Annotated in this window: 22 protein-coding genes and 1 pseudogene; 11 read left to right on the top strand and 12 right to left on the bottom strand. The window is 40.9% G+C overall.

Annotation, left to right across the window (positions count from 1 at the left end; translation table 11 throughout):
• Positions 1-88 precede the first annotated feature (88 nt).
• Complete coding sequence (gene dnaJ / locus KFB94_08035; GenBank protein QVL45200.1) at positions 89-1,219, top strand: molecular chaperone DnaJ; 1,131 nt, start codon at positions 89-91, stop codon at positions 1,217-1,219.
• 130 nt (positions 1,220-1,349) lie between these two features.
• Positions 1,350-1,718: a hypothetical protein gene (locus tag KFB94_08030; GenBank protein ID QVL45199.1), complete on the top strand. Its 369-nt coding sequence runs from the start codon at positions 1,350-1,352 to the stop codon at positions 1,716-1,718.
• A 61-nt stretch (positions 1,719-1,779) separates the two neighbouring features.
• Here the strand turns inward: KFB94_08030 and KFB94_08025 are convergent, their stop codons facing one another.
• From KFB94_08025 to KFB94_07995, 7 genes are all read right to left on the bottom strand, one after another.
• On the bottom strand, positions 1,780-2,034 hold the full coding sequence (locus tag KFB94_08025) for a hypothetical protein (protein ID QVL45198.1): 255 nt from the start codon (positions 2,032-2,034) through the stop codon (positions 1,780-1,782).
• A 6-nt stretch (positions 2,035-2,040) separates the two neighbouring features.
• Positions 2,041-2,442: a lactoylglutathione lyase gene (gene gloA, locus KFB94_08020; GenBank protein QVL45197.1), complete on the bottom strand. Its 402-nt coding sequence runs from the start codon at positions 2,440-2,442 to the stop codon at positions 2,041-2,043.
• A 9-nt stretch (positions 2,443-2,451) separates the two neighbouring features.
• On the bottom strand, positions 2,452-2,700 hold the full coding sequence (locus KFB94_08015) for a YfhL family 4Fe-4S dicluster ferredoxin (GenBank protein QVL45196.1): 249 nt from the start codon (positions 2,698-2,700) through the stop codon (positions 2,452-2,454).
• Positions 2,701-2,706: 6 nt separating this feature from the next.
• Positions 2,707-3,186 (bottom strand): pantetheine-phosphate adenylyltransferase, encoded by a 480-nt coding sequence (coaD, locus tag KFB94_08010; GenBank protein ID QVL45195.1) that lies wholly within the window; start codon positions 3,184-3,186, stop codon positions 2,707-2,709.
• Between the two features lie 13 nt (positions 3,187-3,199).
• Positions 3,200-3,745, bottom strand: a complete 546-nt coding sequence (gene rsmD / locus KFB94_08005; protein QVL46632.1) for a 16S rRNA (guanine(966)-N(2))-methyltransferase RsmD — start codon at positions 3,743-3,745, stop codon at positions 3,200-3,202.
• Between the two features lie 254 nt (positions 3,746-3,999).
• Positions 4,000-5,301, bottom strand: coding sequence for an insulinase family protein (locus KFB94_08000; GenBank protein ID QVL45194.1), 1,302 nt, complete (start codon positions 5,299-5,301; stop codon positions 4,000-4,002).
• Positions 5,302-5,395: 94 nt separating this feature from the next.
• Positions 5,396-6,766 carry an insulinase family protein gene (locus KFB94_07995; protein ID QVL45193.1) on the bottom strand — a complete coding sequence of 457 codons (1,371 nt, stop codon included), beginning with the start codon at positions 6,764-6,766 and terminating at the stop codon, positions 5,396-5,398.
• Between the two features lie 273 nt (positions 6,767-7,039).
• Here KFB94_07995 and ftsY point away from each other — a divergent pair, with 273 nt between their 5' ends.
• The 4 genes from ftsY to rpoH all read left to right on the top strand — a co-directional run bounded on the left by ftsY (position 7,040) and on the right by rpoH (position 10,650).
• Complete coding sequence (gene ftsY / locus KFB94_07990; GenBank protein ID QVL45192.1) at positions 7,040-8,089, top strand: signal recognition particle-docking protein FtsY; 1,050 nt, start codon at positions 7,040-7,042, stop codon at positions 8,087-8,089.
• A gap of 40 nt (positions 8,090-8,129) precedes the next feature.
• Positions 8,130-8,801 (top strand): cell division ATP-binding protein FtsE, encoded by a 672-nt coding sequence (gene ftsE / locus KFB94_07985; protein ID QVL45191.1) that lies wholly within the window; start codon positions 8,130-8,132, stop codon positions 8,799-8,801.
• The gene (locus tag KFB94_07980; protein QVL45190.1) at positions 8,798-9,703 is read left to right on the top strand and encodes an ABC transporter permease; all 906 of its coding nucleotides are present in this window, start codon (positions 8,798-8,800) and stop codon (positions 9,701-9,703) included. The genes ftsE and KFB94_07980 overlap by 4 nt, the downstream gene beginning before the upstream one ends.
• 89 nt (positions 9,704-9,792) lie before the next feature.
• A complete protein-coding gene (gene rpoH / locus KFB94_07975) occupies positions 9,793-10,650 on the top strand; it encodes an RNA polymerase sigma factor RpoH (protein ID QVL46631.1) in 858 nt (285 codons plus the stop codon).
• A gap of 57 nt (positions 10,651-10,707) precedes the next feature.
• Here rpoH and KFB94_07970 read toward each other — a convergent pair.
• Positions 10,708-12,667 (bottom strand): annotated as a pseudogene (locus KFB94_07970) (dynamin family protein).
• Positions 12,668-12,902: 235 nt separating this feature from the next.
• Here KFB94_07970 and KFB94_07965 point away from each other — a divergent pair.
• The 5 genes from KFB94_07965 (at position 12,903) to KFB94_07945 (ending at position 17,469) form a co-directional block, all read left to right on the top strand.
• On the top strand, positions 12,903-13,283 hold the full coding sequence (locus KFB94_07965; protein ID QVL46630.1) for a DUF971 domain-containing protein: 381 nt from the start codon (positions 12,903-12,905) through the stop codon (positions 13,281-13,283).
• Between the two features lie 11 nt (positions 13,284-13,294).
• Positions 13,295-14,032, top strand: coding sequence for a bifunctional demethylmenaquinone methyltransferase/2-methoxy-6-polyprenyl-1,4-benzoquinol methylase UbiE (gene ubiE, locus KFB94_07960; protein ID QVL45189.1), 738 nt, complete (start codon positions 13,295-13,297; stop codon positions 14,030-14,032).
• A gap of 10 nt (positions 14,033-14,042) precedes the next feature.
• On the top strand, positions 14,043-14,636 hold the full coding sequence (locus tag KFB94_07955) for an SCP2 sterol-binding domain-containing protein (protein QVL45188.1): 594 nt from the start codon (positions 14,043-14,045) through the stop codon (positions 14,634-14,636).
• Position 14,637: 1 nt separating this feature from the next.
• Positions 14,638-16,194, top strand: coding sequence for a ubiquinone biosynthesis regulatory protein kinase UbiB (ubiB, locus tag KFB94_07950; GenBank protein QVL45187.1), 1,557 nt, complete (start codon positions 14,638-14,640; stop codon positions 16,192-16,194).
• Between the two features lie 120 nt (positions 16,195-16,314).
• Complete coding sequence (locus tag KFB94_07945; protein QVL45186.1) at positions 16,315-17,469, top strand: GGDEF domain-containing protein; 1,155 nt, start codon at positions 16,315-16,317, stop codon at positions 17,467-17,469.
• On the opposite strand, the gene mutM is transcribed toward KFB94_07945, so the two are convergent.
• The 4 genes from mutM to KFB94_07925 are packed head-to-tail and all read right to left on the bottom strand — an operon-like array spanning position 17,458 to position 21,370.
• Positions 17,458-18,279: a bifunctional DNA-formamidopyrimidine glycosylase/DNA-(apurinic or apyrimidinic site) lyase gene (mutM, locus tag KFB94_07940; protein QVL45185.1), complete on the bottom strand. Its 822-nt coding sequence runs from the start codon at positions 18,277-18,279 to the stop codon at positions 17,458-17,460. The two genes, KFB94_07945 and mutM, sit on opposite strands and share 12 nt — an antisense overlap.
• A gap of 9 nt (positions 18,280-18,288) precedes the next feature.
• Positions 18,289-19,185 (bottom strand): DUF4340 domain-containing protein, encoded by an 897-nt coding sequence (locus KFB94_07935; GenBank protein ID QVL45184.1) that lies wholly within the window; start codon positions 19,183-19,185, stop codon positions 18,289-18,291.
• A gap of 31 nt (positions 19,186-19,216) precedes the next feature.
• Positions 19,217-20,611, bottom strand: a complete 1,395-nt coding sequence (locus KFB94_07930) for a GldG family protein (GenBank protein QVL45183.1) — start codon at positions 20,609-20,611, stop codon at positions 19,217-19,219.
• Between the two features lie 12 nt (positions 20,612-20,623).
• Complete coding sequence (locus tag KFB94_07925; GenBank protein ID QVL45182.1) at positions 20,624-21,370, bottom strand: ABC transporter permease subunit; 747 nt, start codon at positions 21,368-21,370, stop codon at positions 20,624-20,626.
• Positions 21,371-21,385: the final 15 nt, after the last annotated feature.

The raw sequence follows: 21,385 nt of genomic DNA, 5'->3' as shown, positions 1-21,385 counted from the left end.
GGCATGATGTAGTCACTCGAGTCGTTAGCGTCATCATTGGTGCTAACGACTTTTATATTTAAAAATAATGTAAACAAAGTAGATACATATGGCTGAAAAAAAAGATTTTTACGAAATATTAGGCGTTAATAAAGATGCGTCGGCAGATGAAATCAAAAAATCTTATCGCAAATTAGCGATGAAGTATCATCCTGACCGCAATCCAGATAACGCTAAAGCAGAAGAGAAATTTAAAGAAGCGAAAGAGGCTTACGAGATTTTATCTGATGACCAAAAACGTGCGGCATATGATCAATATGGTCATGCTGGCATTGATCCGAGCATGGGTGGTGGCGGTGGATTTAGTGGCGCTGGCGGGTTTAATGATGCGTTCGGCGATATTTTCGGCGATATTTTTGGTGGTGGGCGCGGACAGCAACGCAGTAATGTCTATCGCGGCGCCGATTTACGTTACAACATGGAAATATCGCTTGAGCAAGCCGCTAAAGGAACCGAAACTAAAATTCGTATTCCTGTTATGGCCACTTGTGAAACTTGTAATGGCACTGGTGCAAAAGCCGGAAAATCAGCGTCAACCTGCAGTACCTGCGCCGGCCATGGGCAAGTGCGTATGCAACAAGGCTTCTTTTCTGTTCAACAAACGTGTCCTAAATGTCATGGCACAGGCAAAACCATTGCTAAAGCAGATGAATGTCCTAGCTGTCATGGAGATGGCCGCACAAAACAACATAAAACACTGTCTGTTAAAATACCTGCGGGTGTGGATGAAGGTGACCGTATTCGGTTATCAGGTGAAGGAGAAGCTGGCGTCAATGGTGGCCCAACTGGTGATTTATATGTGGTTGTCCACATCAAAAAACATGATATGTTTGAACGAGATGGTGGCAATTTACATTGTGAAATGCCGATTAGCTTCACCACTGCTACATTGGGCGGCGAAATTGAAGTGCCTACCTTAGGCGGCTCTGCTAAAATGAAAGTGCCTGCCGAGACCCAAACAGGCGCTGTATTTAGATTGCGTGGCAAAGGTATTAAACCACTGCGCGCTAGCGAACCAGGTGATTTAATGGTGCATGTTGTTGTGGAAACGCCAGTCAAATTAACCGAGAAACAAAAAGAGTTGCTGCGTGAATTTGAATTAAGCACACAAGCCGATGCTGGCAAGCACAGTCCCAAAAACAAAAGCTGGTTAGATAAAGCAAAATCGCTTTTTGAATAACTCAAGCTACAATGGGGCATAATCAATGCCCCATTTTTTTATCTTTACAAATCAGTTACATAGCTGTCATAAATCTGCAACAGCTTCTTGATATAGTGTTGACTCTTTCAACAAAAAGAGGAGTTTAAAAATGAATCAAAAGTTCATTAAAAAGCAATTAGTCAGTAGTTTAATGATTGGTTTATTTGCTTTTAGCAGTATCAATGCAAGTGCAATGGGATTTCAAAAAAATATCAATGATAATGGCACCGTTAATCTGAATGGTTTGGTTGTTTCTGATGTTGCATTCTATCAAATGCTAGAAAATACCAGTCCAGATAAAGTGTCACTAAAATTTGGTATCCCAGATAGCATGACTACCCTTAAAGCTGCCAATGGCGAGAAACAAGGTGTAGTTTGGACTTATAAAAATGCAGTCAAGAAAGATGCTGCTAACCTTGATGCAAACTTTGTGTTTGTAGCAGGTCAATTTAAATACGTTACGTTATCTAACAGCTAACCGAACAATTAGCTTATCCAGTAAAAAAAGCCTGTCCCTGCAGGCTTTTTTTATATTCATTTTAATGAGCGTTTAATACGGCTTGTATGGCGTTTAGTTCACTGATAGTGTCTGCATAGTCTGTATATTGTTTACCAGCGGTTTTTTGATACCAATAATTGCTATTCCACTCATCGCCTTCAACTTTATGAAGCAGTGCATGTATCCAATTTGCCGTAACATCAGAATGCGCTTGCACAATTTGATGGGCAGCATCCCATTCACCGTCTATCGCCAATGCGACTGCTTGCATTAATTGTGCTTTGTGATCACGCATGGTTGTTTAACGTGGATATGTCATTGTACCTTTTTGAATAAATTCAATTTTATAACCATCTGGATCTTCAACAAAAGCAATCACAATGGTACCGTGTTTCATAGGGCCTGCTTCGCGAACCACTTTTCCACCCTTGGCTTTCACTGACTCGCATGCTTGATAGGCATCTGCAACTTCAATTGCTATATGTCCGAAGGCATTGCCCATTTCATACGCGGTTGTTCCGTAATTGTAGGTGAGCTCTAATACCGTATGATCATATTCATTACCGTAACCAACAAAAGCCAATGTAAACTCGCCGTCGGGATAATCGTGTTGTCTAAGCAATTTCATGCCTAATACATTGGTATAAAAATCGATAGAGCGTTGCAAATCTCCCACGCGCAACATTGTATGTAACATTCTCATAGCGTCTCCCTAGTCTCCGACAATTCGTTTAAATTTTGCTAATAACTGTTCTTTTGTTTCTACCACATTGGGATTGAGCGGAATACAATCAATTGGGCACACAGTGACGCATTGTGGCTCATCAAAATGCCCAACGCATTCTGTGCATAAATTGGCATCAATTTCATAGATTGTGTGCCCCTGATAAATGGCATCATTCGGACATACTGGCTCACAAACGTCACAGTTAATGCATTCATCGGTAATCATTAAAGCCATGTGCGATTAACCTAGCTTCTTTTTAATCGCATTTTCAACATTGGGCGAGACAAACTGATGCACATCGCCACCCAAATAAGCAACTTCACGTACCAAGCTAGAGGATACAAACATATACTGCTCTGATGGTGTTAGAAAAATCGTCTCCAATTTAGGATACAGCTTACGATTCATGCCCGCCAACTGAAATTCATACTCAAAATCACTCGCCGCACGCAAGCCACGAATCACCATTTGCGCACCTTGGTCTTGCACAAACTGCATAAGCAAACCAGCAAAACCAACTACTCTCACATTGGGCGCATCAAAACTTGTTATTGCTAAAGCTACCCGCTCTTCAAGGCTAAAGAGTGTGGTTTTAGTAGTGCTACCTGCGACAGCGACAATGACTTCATCAAATAAATTGGCTGCGCGACGAACGACATCTTCATGTCCTAAGGTAATCGGATCAAATGTACCTGGGTATACTGCTATGCATTTTTTCATGGTTGTGCCTTAACTATTTGTCACATTTTAACAAATGATAATATACATTGCCTGCTTTACCTTGCTTGATTACATCCCATCCAACTGGTTCTGTTAGTCCATATTCTGCTTCTATATAGACACACCCTTCTGGTGATAAATGTGGACGCAGCAATGGCAACACTTTGTCCACCCAACCATGTGCATACGGGGGGTCGCAAAAAATAATGTCATACTGCTGTTGATTAACCGCTAAAAACTGCAAAACATCTAGTTGCATAATCTGTGCATTTGTTGCTTTAAGCTCACGCTGGTTATGCAGCAATGCCTGATATGGCATTTTGGCTAACTCCACCAATGTGGCAGACTTAGCATGACGCGATAAGGCTTCAAAGCCCATAACGCCCGTGCCGGCAAATAAATCCAAACAATGCTGATTGGTTAAATCTTGTCCTAGCCAATTAAATACTGTTTGTCTAACGCGATCGGGGGTCGGACGTAGGCCTTCTGCATCAGGAAACTTAAGTAAGCGGCTTCGCCATATGCCAGCGCCAATACGCACCGTATTCTTTGCCTGCATTTTTGGTGGTCTAAACTGTTTCAAAAAAGTATGTAGCGTTAATGGTAAACAGCTATTTTAGCGCAATACTGCTTACTTTGTTTCGCCACCACTTGTCAGTGATACAGTTGGTGATGGCAAAATAGAATAATGGGCATCATAGTCGCTAAAAGATACGCAGACGTTATTATGTCAATCGGATTTTCACCAACACACTTTTTTCATCAACACACTTTTTTGACCACAAAACTGGCGTCAGATGGCTGAGATTATTGCTACTCTTGCGCACCAACAATCACAGAAACGAATTGATTCAATTGTAAGCGTTTATTAAATGCCGCTTTAATTTGCGCTGCAGTGACTTTGTTCACTGCTTGATTAAAGTCATCTAAATAAGTGAGTGGCAATTGATAAAAACCAATCATCGCTAGATAACCAATAATCTTACGGTTGCTATCAATTCGCATTGGAAAGCCACCAGTAATATTAGATTTAGCCGCTTTTAATTCGGCATCTGTAATGCCTTTTTCCATGAATTGCGTCAGTGTTTGATTCACCACATTTAACGCCTCATCCGCTTGCTCTTTTTTGGTTTGCAAGCCGATAAGAAAAGGCCCTTGCTCCGCCATTGGCATAAAATAACTATACACGCTGTAGACAAGTCCGCGCTTTTCTCTCACCTCCTCTGTAAGTCTAGACACAAAACCACCACCGCCTAAAATGTAGTTACCAACATAAAGTGGAAAGTAATCCGGGTCACTGCGCTTAATACCAGGATAACCCATCAAAATATGGGCTTGGCTTGCGGGATGTGGAATCACTTGCTTAATTGCTTTCTGAGGCAAATTAACTGACTGTAGCGCTTGAACAGCTGGTGTTTGCGGAAGGCCCACTGACAGTTGTTCGGCAATAGACTCTGCTTGCGCTCTTGTCATATCTCCCATCAATGCAATGACAGCACTTTTTGCACTGTAATGTTGCTGATAAAAAGTTTGCAATGCTTCACGTTCGATTGCATTAATGCTGTTCACTTCACCGCCCTCGGCTATGCCATAAGGATGCGATCCATATAACGCTTGCATAAACACTTTTTTTGAAATGCTTTCAGGTTGCGTTTCCGCCTCTTGTAAGCCCGCAACAAAGCGCGACTTTTCGCGCGCCAACACATCCACAGGGAAATCGGGTTGATGCAATATTTTCTTAAAAACATGTAAGGCTTGATCTTGCTCACTGGTGAGTGTGCGCAACGTAAACGATGCCTGATCTGCATCCAAAGAACCGCCAGTTTGAGCACCAATATCAGCAAATGCATTGGTAATATCTTCCTCCCCCATACCGGCCGCGCCAAGACTCATCATATGTAATGTCATCTCAGCTAAACCTGCAGTATTACTCGTATTACGCGCACTGCCTGCAGGAAACCCAACACTCATATCGATAATAGGTAAATCATGATTTTCAACAAAGTAAACACGACTGCCAACACTGGTTTGCCAATGCGCTATATTCACCGCCGCATGACTAGTGCTTGCAATGACACTGGTGATTAACAAAATAAAAAAATGAAATGTCTTCATACTACACCTTAAAAAAATATCTTCACTATCAAAAAACCTAAGCCAATTTTAACAACGCAACCACGAAATACGCGGTGCATACGTGCTATTTAGCTTAGTGTGTATGGGGTATACCAACAGGCTTTGCATTCGGATCAATGGGCTGCGGATCCAATGTGGCAACGGTCATATTGTCTTCAATCAAATACTTTTTAGCGACTGCCTGAATTTGTTCGGAGGTAATGGCTTTCAACTTTTCTGGGTATTCTTTTGATAAGCGCCAGTCATAGCCCATGGTTTCCAGCTGTCCGATTTGCATACCTTGATAAAACATGGAATCACGCTCGTAAACATCTGCTGCAATCACTGCTGCTTTGACGCGATTCAGCTCTTGTTGCGTAACGCCATCTTTTTTAATTTTATCAATTTCAAGCAATAGTGCCTGCTCAAGCGCTTGCACTGTCTTACCTTGCGAAGGAGCGCCTACCAATTCAAATAGTGATGTACGCCCACGATTAGCACTGTCATAGCCAGCATCGACCTCAATCGCCAATGCTGTTTCTCGCACCAGCGTTTGGTTCAATCGCGCAGAAGCGTTTCCGCTTAATACACCTGCAAGCACATCTAATGCATAAGGCTCCCACGCATTTTCTGGTGTTGTTTCACTGTTTAAAGTTGGGGTATGAAAACCCATTGCCAAGTATGGTAACTTGGCTGGTGCTTTAATCACTGCGCGACGCACACCAATTTGTGCTGGCTCAACTTGCGGTTTACGTACTGGCAAGGCTTTTGGCTTCAGCGGTCCAAAATATTGCTTAGCCAATGCCAACACCTCTTTGGCCTTAACATCCCCAACCACCACCACCGTTGCATTATTGGGCGCATACCAATTGTCGTACCATTCTTGGGCATCTGATGCAGTCATGTTCTCTAAATCGTTCATAAAACCGACTACTGGTCGTCCGTATGGATGGGCTCTGTAGGTTAATGCTTGAAACTGCTCATTCACTTTCGATTGTGGTTTATCTTCTGTGCGCCATCTGCGTTCTTCCATGACCACTTTTATCTCTTTTGCAAACTCTTCTTTACTGATGATTAAATTAGCCATTCTATCGGCCTCTAACTTAAAAGAAAGCGGCAAATGCGATTTTTCTAACTGTTGAAAATAGCAAGTATAGTCCATGCCTGTAAATGCATTTTCTTTACCCCCGGCTGCCGCAATCATTCTAGAAAACTGACCTGCTGGCACTTTCTTTGTGCCTTTAAACATCATATGCTCTAGCACATGCGCTACACCAGTTTTACCATTTACCTCATCTAATGCACCTGCCCGATACCAAACTTGTGACACAACCACTGGCGAGCGATGGTCTTCTTTGACAATCAGCTTTAAACCATTATCTAACAAATATTCTTGCGTAGCTGTTTCTGCCAAACCAAGCGCAGGACTGATAAGTACCAATACTAATAAAGCTTTTATCAACAATTTATTTTTCTCCAGATAGTCTTTAATATTACACAAACTTGTTTAGTCATACACATTGTTATGTCATAGACAATGATAGACCAAATTGTTAATGATGTTGTGTGACCCTCAATCGCTTCAGCAAGTTCAAAGCAAAAGACATTGTATGCGTTCTTTAGCTAAATATAGCCAATTAATCTATAATCACAGCATTAATAGCATCCATTTGGCTATCAGTTTTTACTTAGCTACAAATTTAAACAATCATGAAAGCAACTTGATAAGATAGTTACTATGTTTGATTTCTTCAAAAAAGATAAAAAGCAAAAACAAGCATTGGCAGACAACACAGCCAAAGAGCAAGATATCAATACGTCTGATAATCGGCCTGTCTCTAGCCCTCCCACCCTTGAAGCTAATCTTCCTGAATCTAAATTAAGCTTTGCTGAGCGCCTTAAACAAGGCTTGAGCAAAACGCGTCAACAATTGGGTGGCCAGCTCAGTATATTATTGAATGGTGGCAAAATTGACGATGCAATTTATGAAGAGCTTGAGTCTATTTTATTGACTGCCGATGTTGGTATTGCCGCGACAGAGAAACTGTTAGACAAGCTAAAATCACGCGTAAAGAAAGAACGTTTAGAAGATACAGTTGCATTAAAAAGCGCACTTAAATCTGAATTGCTTGCCATATTATCACCGTTGGAAATCCCATTAGAAACACACACAGATACACCTTTTGTTATTATGCTGGCAGGCGTGAATGGTGCTGGTAAAACGACTTCTATTGGCAAACTCGCTAAGCGATTTCAATCGCAAGGAAAATCTGTTTTAATCGCTGCTGGCGATACATTTAGAGCAGCCGCCAGAGAGCAACTACAAGTATGGGGTGAGCGTAACAATGTCCATGTTGTGGCATCTGAAGGCGCTGATCCAGCCGCCGTTATTTTTGATGCGGTTAGTTCTGCCATCTCCAAAAAAATTGATATTGTCATTGCCGATACAGCAGGTCGGCTACCAACACAAATGCATCTGATGGATGAAATTGCTAAAGTCAAGCGCGTCATTAATAAGGCCCATCCGGGTGCACCTCACGAAGTCATATTAGTGCTCGATGCCAACACAGGTCAAAATGCAGTTAGTCAAGTTAAAACATTTGATGACGCACTTGGTGTGACCGGCTTGATTTTAAGTAAACTAGACGGCACGGCTAAAGGTGGTGTCGTTGCTGCGATTGCAGAAGCAAGGCCCATTCCTATTCGTTATATCGGTGTTGGAGAGGGAATAGACGATTTACGTCCATTTAGCGCCAAAGAATTTATCGATGCGCTGTTTGATGAATGACCTATAATATTCATATGACAATAGTGAGCTTGATGAATCAATGATTGTTTTTGATAACGTAACTAAGCGCTATCCTGGTAGCCAAGAAGCCTTAAGCAATGCAAGCTTTAACATAGCGCAAGGAGAAATGGTTTATGTCACCGGCCATTCTGGCGCTGGTAAAAGCACCTTGCTCAAGCTCGTTGCCGCCATTGAGCGTCCCTCCAACGGTACCGTTCTCATTAATAATCAAAATGTTAGTCAACTACGTGACGCTGCATTACCTTATATTCGCAGGAAATTTGGGCTCGTTTTCCAAGACCATAAGTTACTTTACGACCGTAATTGCTACCACAACGTTGCATTACCGTTAGCCATCAATGGTATTACTGGTGCTGATGCGGCAAAACGCGTTCGTGCTGCACTAGACAAAGTCGGTTTATTACATAAAGAAAAAGTCATGCCAATTACGCTCTCTGGTGGAGAACAGCAACGTCTAGCCATAGCGCGCGCAGTGGTCTCTCGGCCATCTATTTTGATTGCAGATGAACCAACAGGTAATTTAGATAAAAATTACGCAACTGACATACTTGATCTATTTAGCGCGTTTCAACAAGTAGGCGTCACTGTGATTATCGCCACGCATGATGCTTTAGGAACAACAGGCCACAACCATAAACTGCTGCGTTTAGATCACGGCAGATTAGTAACGACACAGGCAACAACCTCATGAACGCTTGGCTAACGCACCATTCCCAAGCGCTAAGATTGGTTATTACGCGCTTCAAAAACAATCTATTGGGCCATTTATTCATTACATTCACCATTGCAGTCAGTCTCGCTTTGCCGATGATTGTCTATCTCGTGTTGAGCAGTTTTAGCGGCCTTGTAAATGCAATTAAAAGTGACGCTCATTTAAGTTTATTCTTAAACACAGACGCAACGCCAACAATGATTGATAGCATCCACAACACCTTAGCCACCCGAGAAGCCATCAAACAATTTCACTTTGTATCCAAAGCAGATGCGCTCACGCAATTAATGCTCGACAATAATAATCATGATGTCCTGAGCACACTGTCGGAAAACCCACTGCCCGATGCTTTTTTTATTGAACCCAATTTATTAGATACAGCGATTATCCAGCAGCTAAAAGATGAGCTTAGTCAGCTTGATGGTGTAGAGCATGTACAAGTGGACGATGCTTGGCTTAAACGGCTAGGTTATTTACTTGCTCTTGGCAAAAAAGCTTTGTTTGTGCTTGCCATGTTACTAGGCTTTGCTTTGTTTACTGTGATAGGTAATACCATTCGCATGCAAATACTCACCCAACAAGATGAGATTGAGGTGAGTCAACTTATTGGCGCAACCCACAGTTTTATTAGACGGCCTTTTTTATACTCAGGTGCTATCTATGCTGTTATTGGCACTCTATTTGCCATGATGATTACTGCTATGGTGATTTGGCTATTGAACTTATCCATCCATGCATTAGCGATAGAATACCAAACAGACTTTAGCTTACATTTACCAGGTATGAGTGTCTTTTTAGTCAGTGGCATTACCGCCATGACTATTGGCCTTGTTTCTGCCTATATTGCCGTTTCTAAGTCTCTATTCAAATCGATTAATTAAGCACTAATTGCAACTTTTGCCAGCACTAGCACTCTCATACCAAGAGTGCTAAAATAAGATTTATATTAACAAGTTTAATAAGGAGTAGAATCATTACCGCTTTAACATTGCCTTCAATTTCATCGCTAGATAGTTACGATCAATACATGCGTACTATTAAAGCCTTTCCTATGCTCACCGCAGAGGAAGAATATGAGTACGCCACACGTTTAAAGAAATTTAATGATTTAGAAGCGGCGCAAAAGCTGATTGTTTCACATTTAAGGCTTGTCGCAAAAATTGCCCGTGGTTATGTGGGATACGGATTACCGCAAAGTGATCTTATTCAAGAAGGTAATATTGGCTTAATGAAGGCGGTAAAACGTTTTGACCCAGACCATGGTGTTCGCTTGGTTTCGTTTGCGATTCATTGGATTAAAGCAGAGATCCATGAATATGTGATTCGCAATTGGCGTTTAGTGAAAACAGCAACAACAAAAGCCCAGCGCAAATTATTTTTTAATTTACGTAGCATGAAAAATAGCAACAGCACGCTCAATCCTGATGAAGTCGCAGCGATTGCAGCCAAGCTTAATGTAAAGCCAGAAGAAGTAATGGAAATGGAATACCGTTTAAATGGGCAAGAAATTTCTTTAGATATGCCTGTCGATGCGGATGAAGATGATTCGTATAGTCCGCTTGCCTATCTTGAAGCTGACACACTAGAGCCTTCAGATTTCTTAGAAAATGAACAAAATGAGCGTTTACAATCAAGCGCATTAAGTCATGCTTTAGATAGCCTTGATGACAGAAGCAGACGCATTTTAGAAGCGCGATGGTTAAACGAAAAAGATAACAGCACGCTACATGACTTAGCTGGAGAGTTTGGTGTTTCTGCTGAACGTATTCGCCAGATTGAGCAAAAAGCCATGCAGAACGTAAAGAAATCAATGCTAGCCTCTAATTAACAGACGAGCGCAATAAAATAGCCGCTGAACGCGGCTATTTTTTTAACATTATCCGGCTTACGCTGCTTCTGATAACAAAAGACTTTCAAACGTTAAAGCATTAACGATATGCTGCTTTAAAAGCTGCAAATCATCTATTTGTATACGGATATTGTTCTCTATTGTTTCAAGCTCTAGAATTCGCTCTTCTAACGTATCAGTCGCTTTATAAATGCGCTTAATACTTTCTAAACGACGCCGCAGTTGTAATTGATGTTCGCGCACTTGAGATTCCATTGGTGAAATAACCGCTTTCAGCCAATGTTCAACATCTCGATTAGCCACTTCATACACATGCACAACACGATTAGCCAGCGTACCAAAAAACATAGTGGTTAAATTGACCTTCTCATGCATAATCATGTTAAAGGTGGTGTTAAATTGCTCTTTGTATGCAAGCTCAAGTTTTGCCAACTCTTTCTGATAACGTAGCGTTGAAAGCACTGGCGGCTCAGATTTAAGGAGTCCATGTTCTTTAGAAAACTTCTCATACATCACATCCATCATGGTTTTAATTTCACTAATTTGCGCATCTGAAGCAACCAATCGCGTCTTTAAATCGTCAAAAAAACTGTCAGTTGCATCACGCATGGTTTTAGTGAATTTAGCAGAAACCATTTTATGGCGGGTATCATGCACTTTAAGCTTCAGCGCATCCATGCCAAGCAAAGTAAATAGTTTGTTTGTTTGCTGTGAAAATACACTTCTTAAGGCCTGAAAACGCTGCAACCCTTTTTCAAAGTTCTCCTTATCTTGCTTGACCTTAGTCATCATATGTTCGACTACATCTTCATTTTTGCCACGTAAACCACGTAATTCCTCAATCTGCTCAATAATGCCAGACAAACGTGCTTGTAAAATCATATTGGCATTGTTCACAATATCGTCAACTTCACCCTGCACATTGTCATACAAAATGGCTTTTTTGGATGGAATCAGCTTCTCTGACAGTGCGTGCTCCAATGCCATTAATCGACTGCGCGCCAGCAATGCTTCATCATGATTAATTTTTGCTAACAACCCTTTTTGCGCAGAAGCAGGAAAAATATATTGCTTATCTAACCCCAATAGATCAGATGTGATATCAACCTGCTGAATCAATTCTGCTTCAACCTCAGACTCGGTCTTAAGTGCATCCCATAAACCATCAATTTTGTTCAATACAGCAATGCGGCCTTTTTGTTTCCAGCGCGTATCGCATATATATTGGCGCCAAATCTCAATTTCAGATTTGGTGACACCCGTATCTGCTGCTAATACAAATAAAACAGCGTGCGCATTGGGTAGCATATTTAGAGTTAGTTCTGGCTCAGTGCCAATCGCGTTTAAGCCAGGAGTATCAAAAATAACCAAGCCTTTTTTCTAATAGCGGGTGCGGTAGATTGATGACAGCATAACGCCAACATGGAATCTCTATTAAACCATCCTCATTGATATTCAATGCATCATCATCACTACTTGCATCAAACAGCTTGTATTTTTCTGCCTCTTCAATTGTCACATACCTTTTCTGACTCACCTGCTCGAAAGCAGTGGCCATACTTTCACTCGAATTAATATCGAATTCAATAACCGTCCACTCTTCAGGATAACGTTTATACTCTGTGGTGCTTGCATCAAATGCACGGGTAGCGATAGGGAGCAACTGAATGGCGTGCGGCTTTGAGGCATCATACAGCAGCTCAGTTGGGCACATCGTGGTGCGCCCAGCACTTGAGGGCAGCAGGCGCTGCCCGTACTCAGCAAAGAAGATGGCATTAATAAGTTCAGATTTACCGCGAGAGAACTCAGCAACAAAGGCCACAGTCAGCTTATCCTCATTAAGACGTGCTAGTAATGTATTGATACGCTGATCGATTTGCGCCTCGTTTAGATCCTGCTCGTTCAGCCAATTACGGTAATCGCCGATGCTATCAACAAGCCCAGCTCTCCATTCAGAATAGGCGCCTAGATGACTTTCTAAATTAGTATCTGCCATAATGAATATCCTTAACTGGCTTTATTATCATTACCACTCTATCATGACGGTCAATAAATTCAATCGATACCACCCCTTTTCAGCCGCATCCCATCTAGATTCTGACAAACGGTAGCTTTTCCGCGACAAATGGAGCTGACCAAGAATGATGGTACATAAACATGTGCAATACAAACTTGCCGTACAATGTTCTGCTATCATTCTATTTAATTCAACACATTACGGTAAAATAACCATGAGCGGTCTAGATGCTAACACGCCTAATCCAATAGATATCAAATTGCACCAAAGTTCTAAACTGTTAGAAATCAAATTTGATAACAATACCGAGTGCAAATTGTCATGTGAGTTTTTACGCGTTTACTCTCCGTCAGCAGAAGTGAGAGGCCATGGCGCAGGACAAGAAGTGTTACAAATTGGCAAAGAGGACGTCAATATCACGGCAATTGAGCCTGTTGGTAATTATGCAATTAAACTCATCTTCACAGATGGCCATGATACTGGTTTATATTCATGGGACTATTTGTATTATTTAGCAGAGCATTATGAAGCGCTGTGGTTAGAGTATATTGGTAAATTAGATGCCGCCGGCCATCAAAGAAAGCCAACAGCCTAAAAGGAAATGAGATGAGCGACAAAGAAACACATTTTGGCTTCCAGTCTGTTAAAGAGGCAGAAAAACAGAAAAAAGTAGGTGAAGTTTTTCATTCGGTTGCGCAAAAATATGACATCATGAATGATGTAATGTCAGCTGGCATGCATCGATTGTGGAAGCGTTTTACAGTCAATACCAGTGGCGTCAAAGCTGGCGATAGCGTGCTTGACATTGCAGGTGGTAGCGGTGACTTATCTAAGCTTTTTAGTCAAAAAGTGGGGCTTACAGGTCAAGTTATTCTGACAGATATTAATGCCTCCATGCTGGCAGTTGGTCGTGATAATATGGTGGATGCTGGCCTTCAAGTGCCTGCCGCACAATGTAATGCAGAGTTTCTGCCGTTTGCAGATCATTCCTTTGATTGTGTTATTGTTGCTTTTGGTTTGCGTAACATGACACACAAAGAGCAAGCATTAAAAGAAATGTACCGTGTGCTTAAAGTGGGCGGTCGGTTATTGGTGCTTGAGTTCTCAACAGTATGGGCACCCTTAAATAAAATCTACGATGCTTACTCTTTTAAATTGTTGCCCTTTATGGGAAAGCTCATTGCCAACGATGCACAAAGTTATGAATACTTGGCAGAATCTATTCGCATGCACCCTGACCAAGAAACACTCAAACAAATGATGACAGACGCTGGCTTGAGCAAGGTGGACTATTACAATTTAAGCGCTGGCATTGTCGCCTTGCATAAGGGCTATAAAGTTTAACTAACTGCCTATGTTTAAACCACTAGCCGCTGCATTTTTACAACATATAACCAACCAAAATAATTGGTCCAGACAGCATTTACTCGCCTTTTCTGGCAAAGTTGTACAGTTTAATATTGCCTTTATCTCAACCAGTTTGCTTATTTTAGAAGATGGCAGCTTGGGTATTGCAAGTAACAATGCAATTGCTGATGCAATTATTCATATTCCACCAAGTCTTGCTTTGCGCCTTTTGGCTAAGGATGAGGCCGCAAAAATGCTTATCAAAATTGAAGGTGATATGCACTTAGCTTCTGAGCTAAGCAAAATCTTGCAACACATGCGTTGGGACATTGAAGAAGACATGAGCAAGCTAGTGGGTGATATTCCTGCCAACAAAATTGCCTCATTGAGTAAAAAAACAGCAACGATAGCCAAACAGCAAGCAATAAATATAGCAGAAATGCTGACCGAATACTGGCAAGAAGAAAAACCCATATTGGCCAAAAAATGGCAAGTTGAACAGTTTAATGCCGACGTCGATACGATACGTAGCGACTTTGCCCGTTTACAGAAAAAACTAGAAAAACTAAAGAAAATGGTTCAAGAAAGCGGTTTATATTAAGATGCATTACCTTCGTCTAATTTACATTATCTGGGTAGTCCTTTGGTTTCGTCTTGACGAATTCATTCATCAAACAAATGGGTTTCAGCCTTTACTTTCGTTCGTTAAACTCTGTCTTTTTTGGCGTAGCAAGACGTTAGCACGTGGGGTGCGTTTACGCCTAGCCTTAGAAAAGCTTGGTCCTATTTTTGTAAAGTTTGGTCAAGTATTGTCTACGCGCAGGGATTTATTGCCAGAAGATGTTGCCAATGAGTTAGCAAAACTTCAAGACCAAGTCCCTCCAATTGCCTATGCAGAAATAGAAAAAACCATCACAACGGCATTTAATCAGCCGCTTGATGCAATTTACGCAGAGTTTAATGAAAATTGTGTTGCTAGTGCATCTATCGCACAAGTTCATTTTGCTCGTTTAATCAGCGGTGAAGAAGTAGCAGTAAAAGTATTGCGTCCTAATATTGACAAAGTGATTGAACAAGACTTATCCATTCTAAAGTCGCTGGCATGGTTAATTCAATGCATCTCTAGCGAGAGTAAACGTTTAAAGCCGCTGGAGATTGTTAATGAGTTTTCCCGACATACAAAACATGAATTAGACCTAACTTTAGAAGCGGCTAATTGCTCGCAATTAAAACGTAATTTTGGTCTGCATAAACGCAATAAACCACTTTTAATCCCTGATGTTTACTGGGACTACTGTCGCACATCCGTCATGACAATGGAGCGTATGCATGGCACATCGATACGAGACAAAAAAACATTATTAGCCAAAAATATCAGCCTGTCACAGCTGGCGCATGATGGTGTGGATATATTTTTCACACAAGTTTTCCGTGATGGATTCTTTCATGCAGATATGCACCCAGGCAATATTCAAGTGACAGACGACGGCAATTATATTGCGTTGGATTTTGGCATTATGGGTAACCTCAACGAGGCAGACAAGTATTATCTAGCCCGTAATTTTTTGGCTTTTTTTAACCGAGACTATCAAGATGTTGCGCAAGCACATATCGATTCTGGCTGGGTACCAAAAGACACTAATAAAGAAGAGTTAGAAATTGCAATTCGTGCAATTTGCGAACCTATCTTCAACAAGCCATTAAAAGACATTTCGTTTGGCCGCACTTTGCTGAGTCTATTTCAAATGTCACGCCGCTTTGGGGTTATCATACAACCGCAACTGATTATGCTACAAAAAACTTTACTCAACATCGAAGGTCTAGGTCGTGACTTGGATGAAAATATTGACTTATGGCAGACTGCACGCCCTTTTCTAAAACGATGGATGAGTGAACAATTAGGTTGGCGTAAGATAGCAAAATCAATCAAAGACGAATTGCCTTTTATCCTTAAAACTGCGCCAGAAATGCCACGTCTTGCATACCAATTTCTAACCCAGCAAACAAATGAGGAGCAAACATCTCCCTTGCGGGCAGAAATTAACGCATTAATCAAAGTACAAGAGCAACAAATTAAATGGCAAAAAATATTCACAGCCAGCTTAATCACTGTGGTCATTTCTCAATCTGCTTTTATTGTCTTCATCTTTCTAAGTTAATAACACGCTTTTAATCAACTTAATTTAATCTATTCCATTAGATAGACCTATCATTAGTTATGGTAAATTTATAAAAAAGATGGTGCATTTTTCTCTACAAATTAAAAAGAATAAAACAAAGTGGATGCAAAAGAACAATATATTCTCGCCAAAAAAATAAGGCTACTTTATTTAAATAGTTTGACTCCCGCCATCCTTAGTGGGGTTATTGGTATTTGTCTGGTCGCAACACTTTGGCAGAGCGTGAATCACATAGCACTATTAACTTGGTTATGCATTACCATTTCCCTGTCTTTGCTGCGCGTTTGTTTAATGATTGCTTTTGAAAACAGAGTGGTAAATGGTTCACAAACGCTCAAATGGGAAGCGCCCTATGCCATCTCTTTATTTGCTGTTGTTGTTAATTGGAGTATTGGTCTACTAATTATCCTGCCAAACGATAATATAAACGTTCTTTTTATTGTCAGTATTTTCTCGATTGGCCTTGGCTCAGCATCCACTTCTTGGTACAGAAAAATTCGTTATCTGCAGATGGGTACAGTCTGCCTTTTTTTTATGCCAATTATCATCTCGCTACTGACATATAACGCACATGAAACATTTTGGCTTGGCATTACTGCCTGCTTTATGTTTTTTGGTTGCCTTAGCACCAGCCATTTGTCTCAAAAAATATTGACTGACCATTTCGAGTTGGCTTATGAATTAAGGAAATCAATTAAGAAAACTAGAATTCTTGCGCATACAGATGTATTAACTGGTTTAAATAATCGCCGGGCATTCTTTGAAATGGCACCAAAGATACTCACAACATGTCAAATACATGCATTGCCTGTTTGCCTAGTGACTTTTGATATCGACTACTTTAAAAAAATAAATGATGCTTATGGGCATATCGCTGGTGATATTGCACTACAACGCATCGCATCATTACTGATTAAGAACCTACGATCTTCAGATGTTTGTTGTCGATTAGGCGGTGAAGAGTTTGCGATGCTGCTCCCCAATCTCAATCTCAAAAAAGCAATGCACACTGCTGAAACATTGAGAAAAATAATTGCAGGAATGTCTATTGCGCTTCCTCTTCAGAACCATATTGCAATTACTGCTAGCTTTGGCGTTTCAGATATCGGCGATACGATAGATGAATTACTTAACCACGCTGATCAAGCAATGTATAAAGCAAAAAATAGCGGACGCAATTTAGTACTAGCTTATACGCCAGAGCTAAGCGCGCGTTCTAATCAAATAAAAACCAGAAAGAATCTACGCCTTTAACTTCTGGCAATTTTGACAATAAAAAGTCGACCGTTGTCCTAACTTAATGTTGTTGATGCAATTGCCACATACTTTACAGGGTTGATTTGCACGACCATAAACAAAATAGCTTTGTTGAAAATAGCCAGACTTTCCATTGACAGCAATAAAATCTCGCAAACTACTACCACCAGCCTTCAACGCATCTGTTAATGTGGCTTTAATTTCAATAACAAGCTTCTCACATGCTTGTTGACTCAGTTGGTTGGCGGGACATTCTGGATGAATACGGGCACGGAAGAGTGATTCATTTGCATAAATATTGCCGATACCAACAACTAAATGCGCATCCATGATGGTATTTTTAATAGCAGCCTGACGTGAGCACATTTGCTGGCGCAAATATGTTGCATTAAATCCTTCTTCTAGCGGCTCAGGCCCCAACGCCTTCAATAAGACATGGTCATCTGGATTGGAGCCTGCCCATAAAACAGCGCCAAATCGCCTTGGGTCATTTAAACGTAATATGTATCCATTATGAAACTGAATATCAAAATGATCATGTTTTTCTGGCGGGTAGTTTCTATCAAGCAAAGTAATGTGCCCAGACATACCAAGATGAATAAGCAACGTACCATTTTCAAAGTGAGCCAATAGATATTTAGCACGGCGCTTTAAACCCATTAGCCGTTGATTACTCAAGGTATTAGGTAAATGATCTGGGATGGGCCAGCGCATTGACGGATTGCGTATCACAACAGCTTTAACTCTCTGCTCAACAAGTGGCAGCAAGCCTTGGCGCGTTATCTCAACCTCAGGCAATTCTGGCATTTAGCGAGGCTATTTGATATTAAGTGGGGGATTGAGCATCGTAAAACCCACGTCATTATTATAGTGATAAATTAATCCCTCATCAGGTCTTGCCAACAACAACTCTGGCGATTCCATCATTTTTTCAATACGCACTTTTTTACCATTGCGCATTTTAAGCGTCAAGGAAGGATAGCTTGCGTTGCGATCTGGTGTATAGGTTTCAACCTCTTTTGCAGGGTTTTGTTTCCAGCTAAATTCCAACCACTCATTTAAATCGTTTTGCGTAGGTTTAGCTTTTGCCACATTGGTTTTCCATTGACCATTATTATCCATATCAAGATTCAAATGCAACGCTTCCCACTGCTCTAATAGCGAGAAGTCAAAGCCTGTCAATTGCTTAGTCTCAGCAGGTGAAAGTATATTTTTATCCACCATTTCAATTGGCTGCGTACTGGCTGCTTCTGAATAACCCACACTTAGTAAATAAACGCCATCTTGGTAAGCAATATACTGTTCATTAGTCACTGTATTGTACGCACCATAACTAAACACTTCTTCACCACCTTCATTCGTAATTGTCACTCGAACCAATGGATTATCTAAACCAAATTTAGCTAAATCTGAGATGGGAAATTTATATTCACTTTTTGCTGCAATAATAGACAAAATGCGCTGAACTGATAGCTGATCAGCCCGCTGTTTGTATGGCGCTTTCATCAGCCAATACCCGTCCAACTTCTCAAACATCACTGGCGACTTTGCTGGAAACTCAACTTTAACCGCGCGGATATCTGCAAGTTTTAACTGAGAAACTTCATAATTGGCTTTTTCTTCAACATCTGCTTGAGGTCTTAAGTAAAGAAAAGCAACCAAGCCAGCCACTACGGCTAGCATGATGATGTTCAATATCCATCTTTTTTTCATTGTCTATTATGCAATCTATTGAAATTAACTATTAAGCTTTTCTGCGTCTCCACCATAGCCAAAAACCCGCAATGACAAAGCCCAGTGGAATGAAAAACTGAAAACCATGAAATACCGTCCATGCCACCATGCGGCCAGCATCAGTACTCGGTATGGCTATATTTGCATCTTTAAGTGGCATTGGTTGGATGGTAATTAGCTCATCATCACCAGCTAACCAATTAACAATATTGATACCAAAATCAAGGTTACCGCCATTGGTTACAAAGGTATTAGAGAGAAAATTAGCATTACCCATGACCACCACGCGTTGACCTTTTTTGCCGTAGATGCGCTCCAACGTAATACCAACGTTAATTGGACCGCGTTTATCTGTCTCAACATCAAAGCTGACTTTTTTATTTTGTACCCCAGCCTCTATTCTTTCAGACTCTAACCAACCATTGGGAGCAACATCAACCAAACGGCCCACCTTCCAACCTAACTCGTAAGAGGCTTGCGCATCCACTTCGTGTGCTTCAGGAAATAAGGTACGCAACTGAAAGTTACGCGTAATCGCATGATCGCCATACATACTATTGAACGCAACTTTCGCATCTGCACCATACTGAGTAGCTGACATATCAACCACAATACCAGGAGACACTTGAATGCCTAAATAGTCAGCCACTTCATCCAGTCCGCGCAGATTGTCATCATCAAGCAACCACAATAAGTTGCCGCCAGATTCGATGTAGGCCTTAATTTTTTTGGCCTCAACTTCACTGACATCCACCTGCGGACTGGCAATCACCAACATCGCACCGTTTCTTGGCACTTCTTGTGCAATCGTCAAATCAGGATTAGCAAACTTAAACCCTTTTGTTTCTAGCTGTTTACCAAACTCGCCTAAATCGTGGTTTTTAATCCCCTGCAAGTGGCGTTCGCCATGACCATCTAAAAACATCACTGGCTTGGTGTTCGTGCGCGACAAGCGAACCAGCAGATTCGTCATATCTTGTTCTACGATGGGCGGAAAAATATGTTCAGTCCGCTTGTTATACTCAACTACCACTTCGCCATCTTGCTTAATATTGGCTTCTTGAACCAGTTTAGGCTCTTCAGTTGGGTTAATAAAGGTGAGTGTAATGTCTTTTTTCTCACGCTGATAACGAGCAACAAAATCCAACATTCCCTTACGAAACGTATCGCCGCGACTAGGATCATCGTTTGTAGCAAATACCGTAATATTCACAGGATCTTTCATTTGCGCAAGCACCTCAATACTGCCTTGCGTCAAAAGATTACGGTTGGCTTGGGTAATATCAACAGCGTATCGATATTGGTGTGCAAGAAAACCTAAAATGATCACTAATGCGATGAATAAAATAACAAAAAACCAACTTTGCGCCAGCATCTGGAGCTTTAAACTGCGATTCATTTTCATACTGTAACCTGATTAGCCTCTTAAACGGTCTGCATCTAGCCGACGAATCGTTAAAATTAAAAAAGTAAGAATAAATAATAAAAAATAAACAACATCTGCTGTGTCAATTAAACCAGCAGCAAACGATTGAAAATGCTTCATAAAAGAAAGTTGCGCCATTGTACTGCTGGGATCACCAGCAAAAAAGCGATCTAAAATCATCAGCACAAACAAGGCAATAAAACTAAAAATAGCCGCCACAACAGGTTGCGAAGTTAAGCTAGAAAAATACAATCCTAAAGCGGAAAAACTAGCTATCAATAAAAACAAGCCAATAGAATTGGCGGCAATATAACCAAAATCAATATCTGACCAAAGATTAAGCGTAGAAAGCATGACAGCAATATAAATAATCAAAATACTTAAAAACGTTATCAAACCAACAAACTTACCAACCACGATTTCGATAATTGATAAGGGCGCACTAAAGAGGAATGGCAAGGTCTGATTACGGCGCTCTTCTGAAATCAAGCGCATTGATAGTAATGGCACTGCGAATAACATAATGAAAGACGCTAAACCATAAACATTTTGACCAACAAACTGGGTGACACCATAACGCTCAGCAGGCCGAATAGCGCCAGACATTACTTCAAAGTAATTATTGACTCCATTTAAATAGTAAGTGCCAAATGCAAACATTAGCAACGCTAAAATAATCCAGCCCATTGGGGATGCAAACATACTCTTTAATTCTTTTCTTGCAATACTAATAACCATGCTCAAATTCCTCCA

The organism is Methylophilaceae bacterium (assembly GCA_018398995.1).
Taxonomy (GTDB): domain Bacteria; phylum Pseudomonadota; class Gammaproteobacteria; order Burkholderiales; family Methylophilaceae.
The sequence above is the reverse complement of the archived record's forward strand: the minus strand, read 5'-3'. Positions and strand labels throughout refer to the sequence as shown.

Excerpts from the sequence above, each read along its gene's own strand:
- dnaJ (QVL45200.1), top strand. The coding sequence starts at position 89 with ATGGCTGAAAAAAAAGATTTTTACGAAATATTAGGCGTTAATAAAGAT.
- KFB94_08030 (QVL45199.1), top strand. The coding sequence starts at position 1,350 with ATGAATCAAAAGTTCATTAAAAAGCAATTAGTCAGTAGTTTAATGATT.
- KFB94_08025 (QVL45198.1), bottom strand. The coding sequence starts at position 2,034 with ATGCGTGATCACAAAGCACAATTAATGCAAGCAGTCGCATTGGCGATA.
- gloA (QVL45197.1), bottom strand. The coding sequence starts at position 2,442 with ATGAGAATGTTACATACAATGTTGCGCGTGGGAGATTTGCAACGCTCT.
- KFB94_08015 (QVL45196.1), bottom strand. The coding sequence starts at position 2,700 with ATGGCTTTAATGATTACCGATGAATGCATTAACTGTGACGTTTGTGAG.
- coaD (QVL45195.1), bottom strand. The coding sequence starts at position 3,186 with ATGAAAAAATGCATAGCAGTATACCCAGGTACATTTGATCCGATTACC.
- rsmD (QVL46632.1), bottom strand. The coding sequence starts at position 3,745 with ATGCAGGCAAAGAATACGGTGCGTATTGGCGCTGGCATATGGCGAAGC.
- KFB94_08000 (QVL45194.1), bottom strand. The coding sequence starts at position 5,301 with ATGAAGACATTTCATTTTTTTATTTTGTTAATCACCAGTGTCATTGCA.
- ftsY (QVL45192.1), top strand. The coding sequence starts at position 7,040 with ATGTTTGATTTCTTCAAAAAAGATAAAAAGCAAAAACAAGCATTGGCA.
- ftsE (QVL45191.1), top strand. The coding sequence starts at position 8,130 with ATGATTGTTTTTGATAACGTAACTAAGCGCTATCCTGGTAGCCAAGAA.
- KFB94_07980 (QVL45190.1), top strand. The coding sequence starts at position 8,798 with ATGAACGCTTGGCTAACGCACCATTCCCAAGCGCTAAGATTGGTTATT.
- KFB94_07965 (QVL46630.1), top strand. The coding sequence starts at position 12,903 with ATGAGCGGTCTAGATGCTAACACGCCTAATCCAATAGATATCAAATTG.
- ubiE (QVL45189.1), top strand. The coding sequence starts at position 13,295 with ATGAGCGACAAAGAAACACATTTTGGCTTCCAGTCTGTTAAAGAGGCA.
- KFB94_07955 (QVL45188.1), top strand. The coding sequence starts at position 14,043 with ATGTTTAAACCACTAGCCGCTGCATTTTTACAACATATAACCAACCAA.
- ubiB (QVL45187.1), top strand. The coding sequence starts at position 14,638 with ATGCATTACCTTCGTCTAATTTACATTATCTGGGTAGTCCTTTGGTTT.
- mutM (QVL45185.1), bottom strand. The coding sequence starts at position 18,279 with ATGCCAGAATTGCCTGAGGTTGAGATAACGCGCCAAGGCTTGCTGCCA.
- KFB94_07935 (QVL45184.1), bottom strand. The coding sequence starts at position 19,185 with ATGAAAAAAAGATGGATATTGAACATCATCATGCTAGCCGTAGTGGCT.
- KFB94_07930 (QVL45183.1), bottom strand. The coding sequence starts at position 20,611 with ATGAAAATGAATCGCAGTTTAAAGCTCCAGATGCTGGCGCAAAGTTGG.
- KFB94_07925 (QVL45182.1), bottom strand. The coding sequence starts at position 21,370 with ATGGTTATTAGTATTGCAAGAAAAGAATTAAAGAGTATGTTTGCATCC.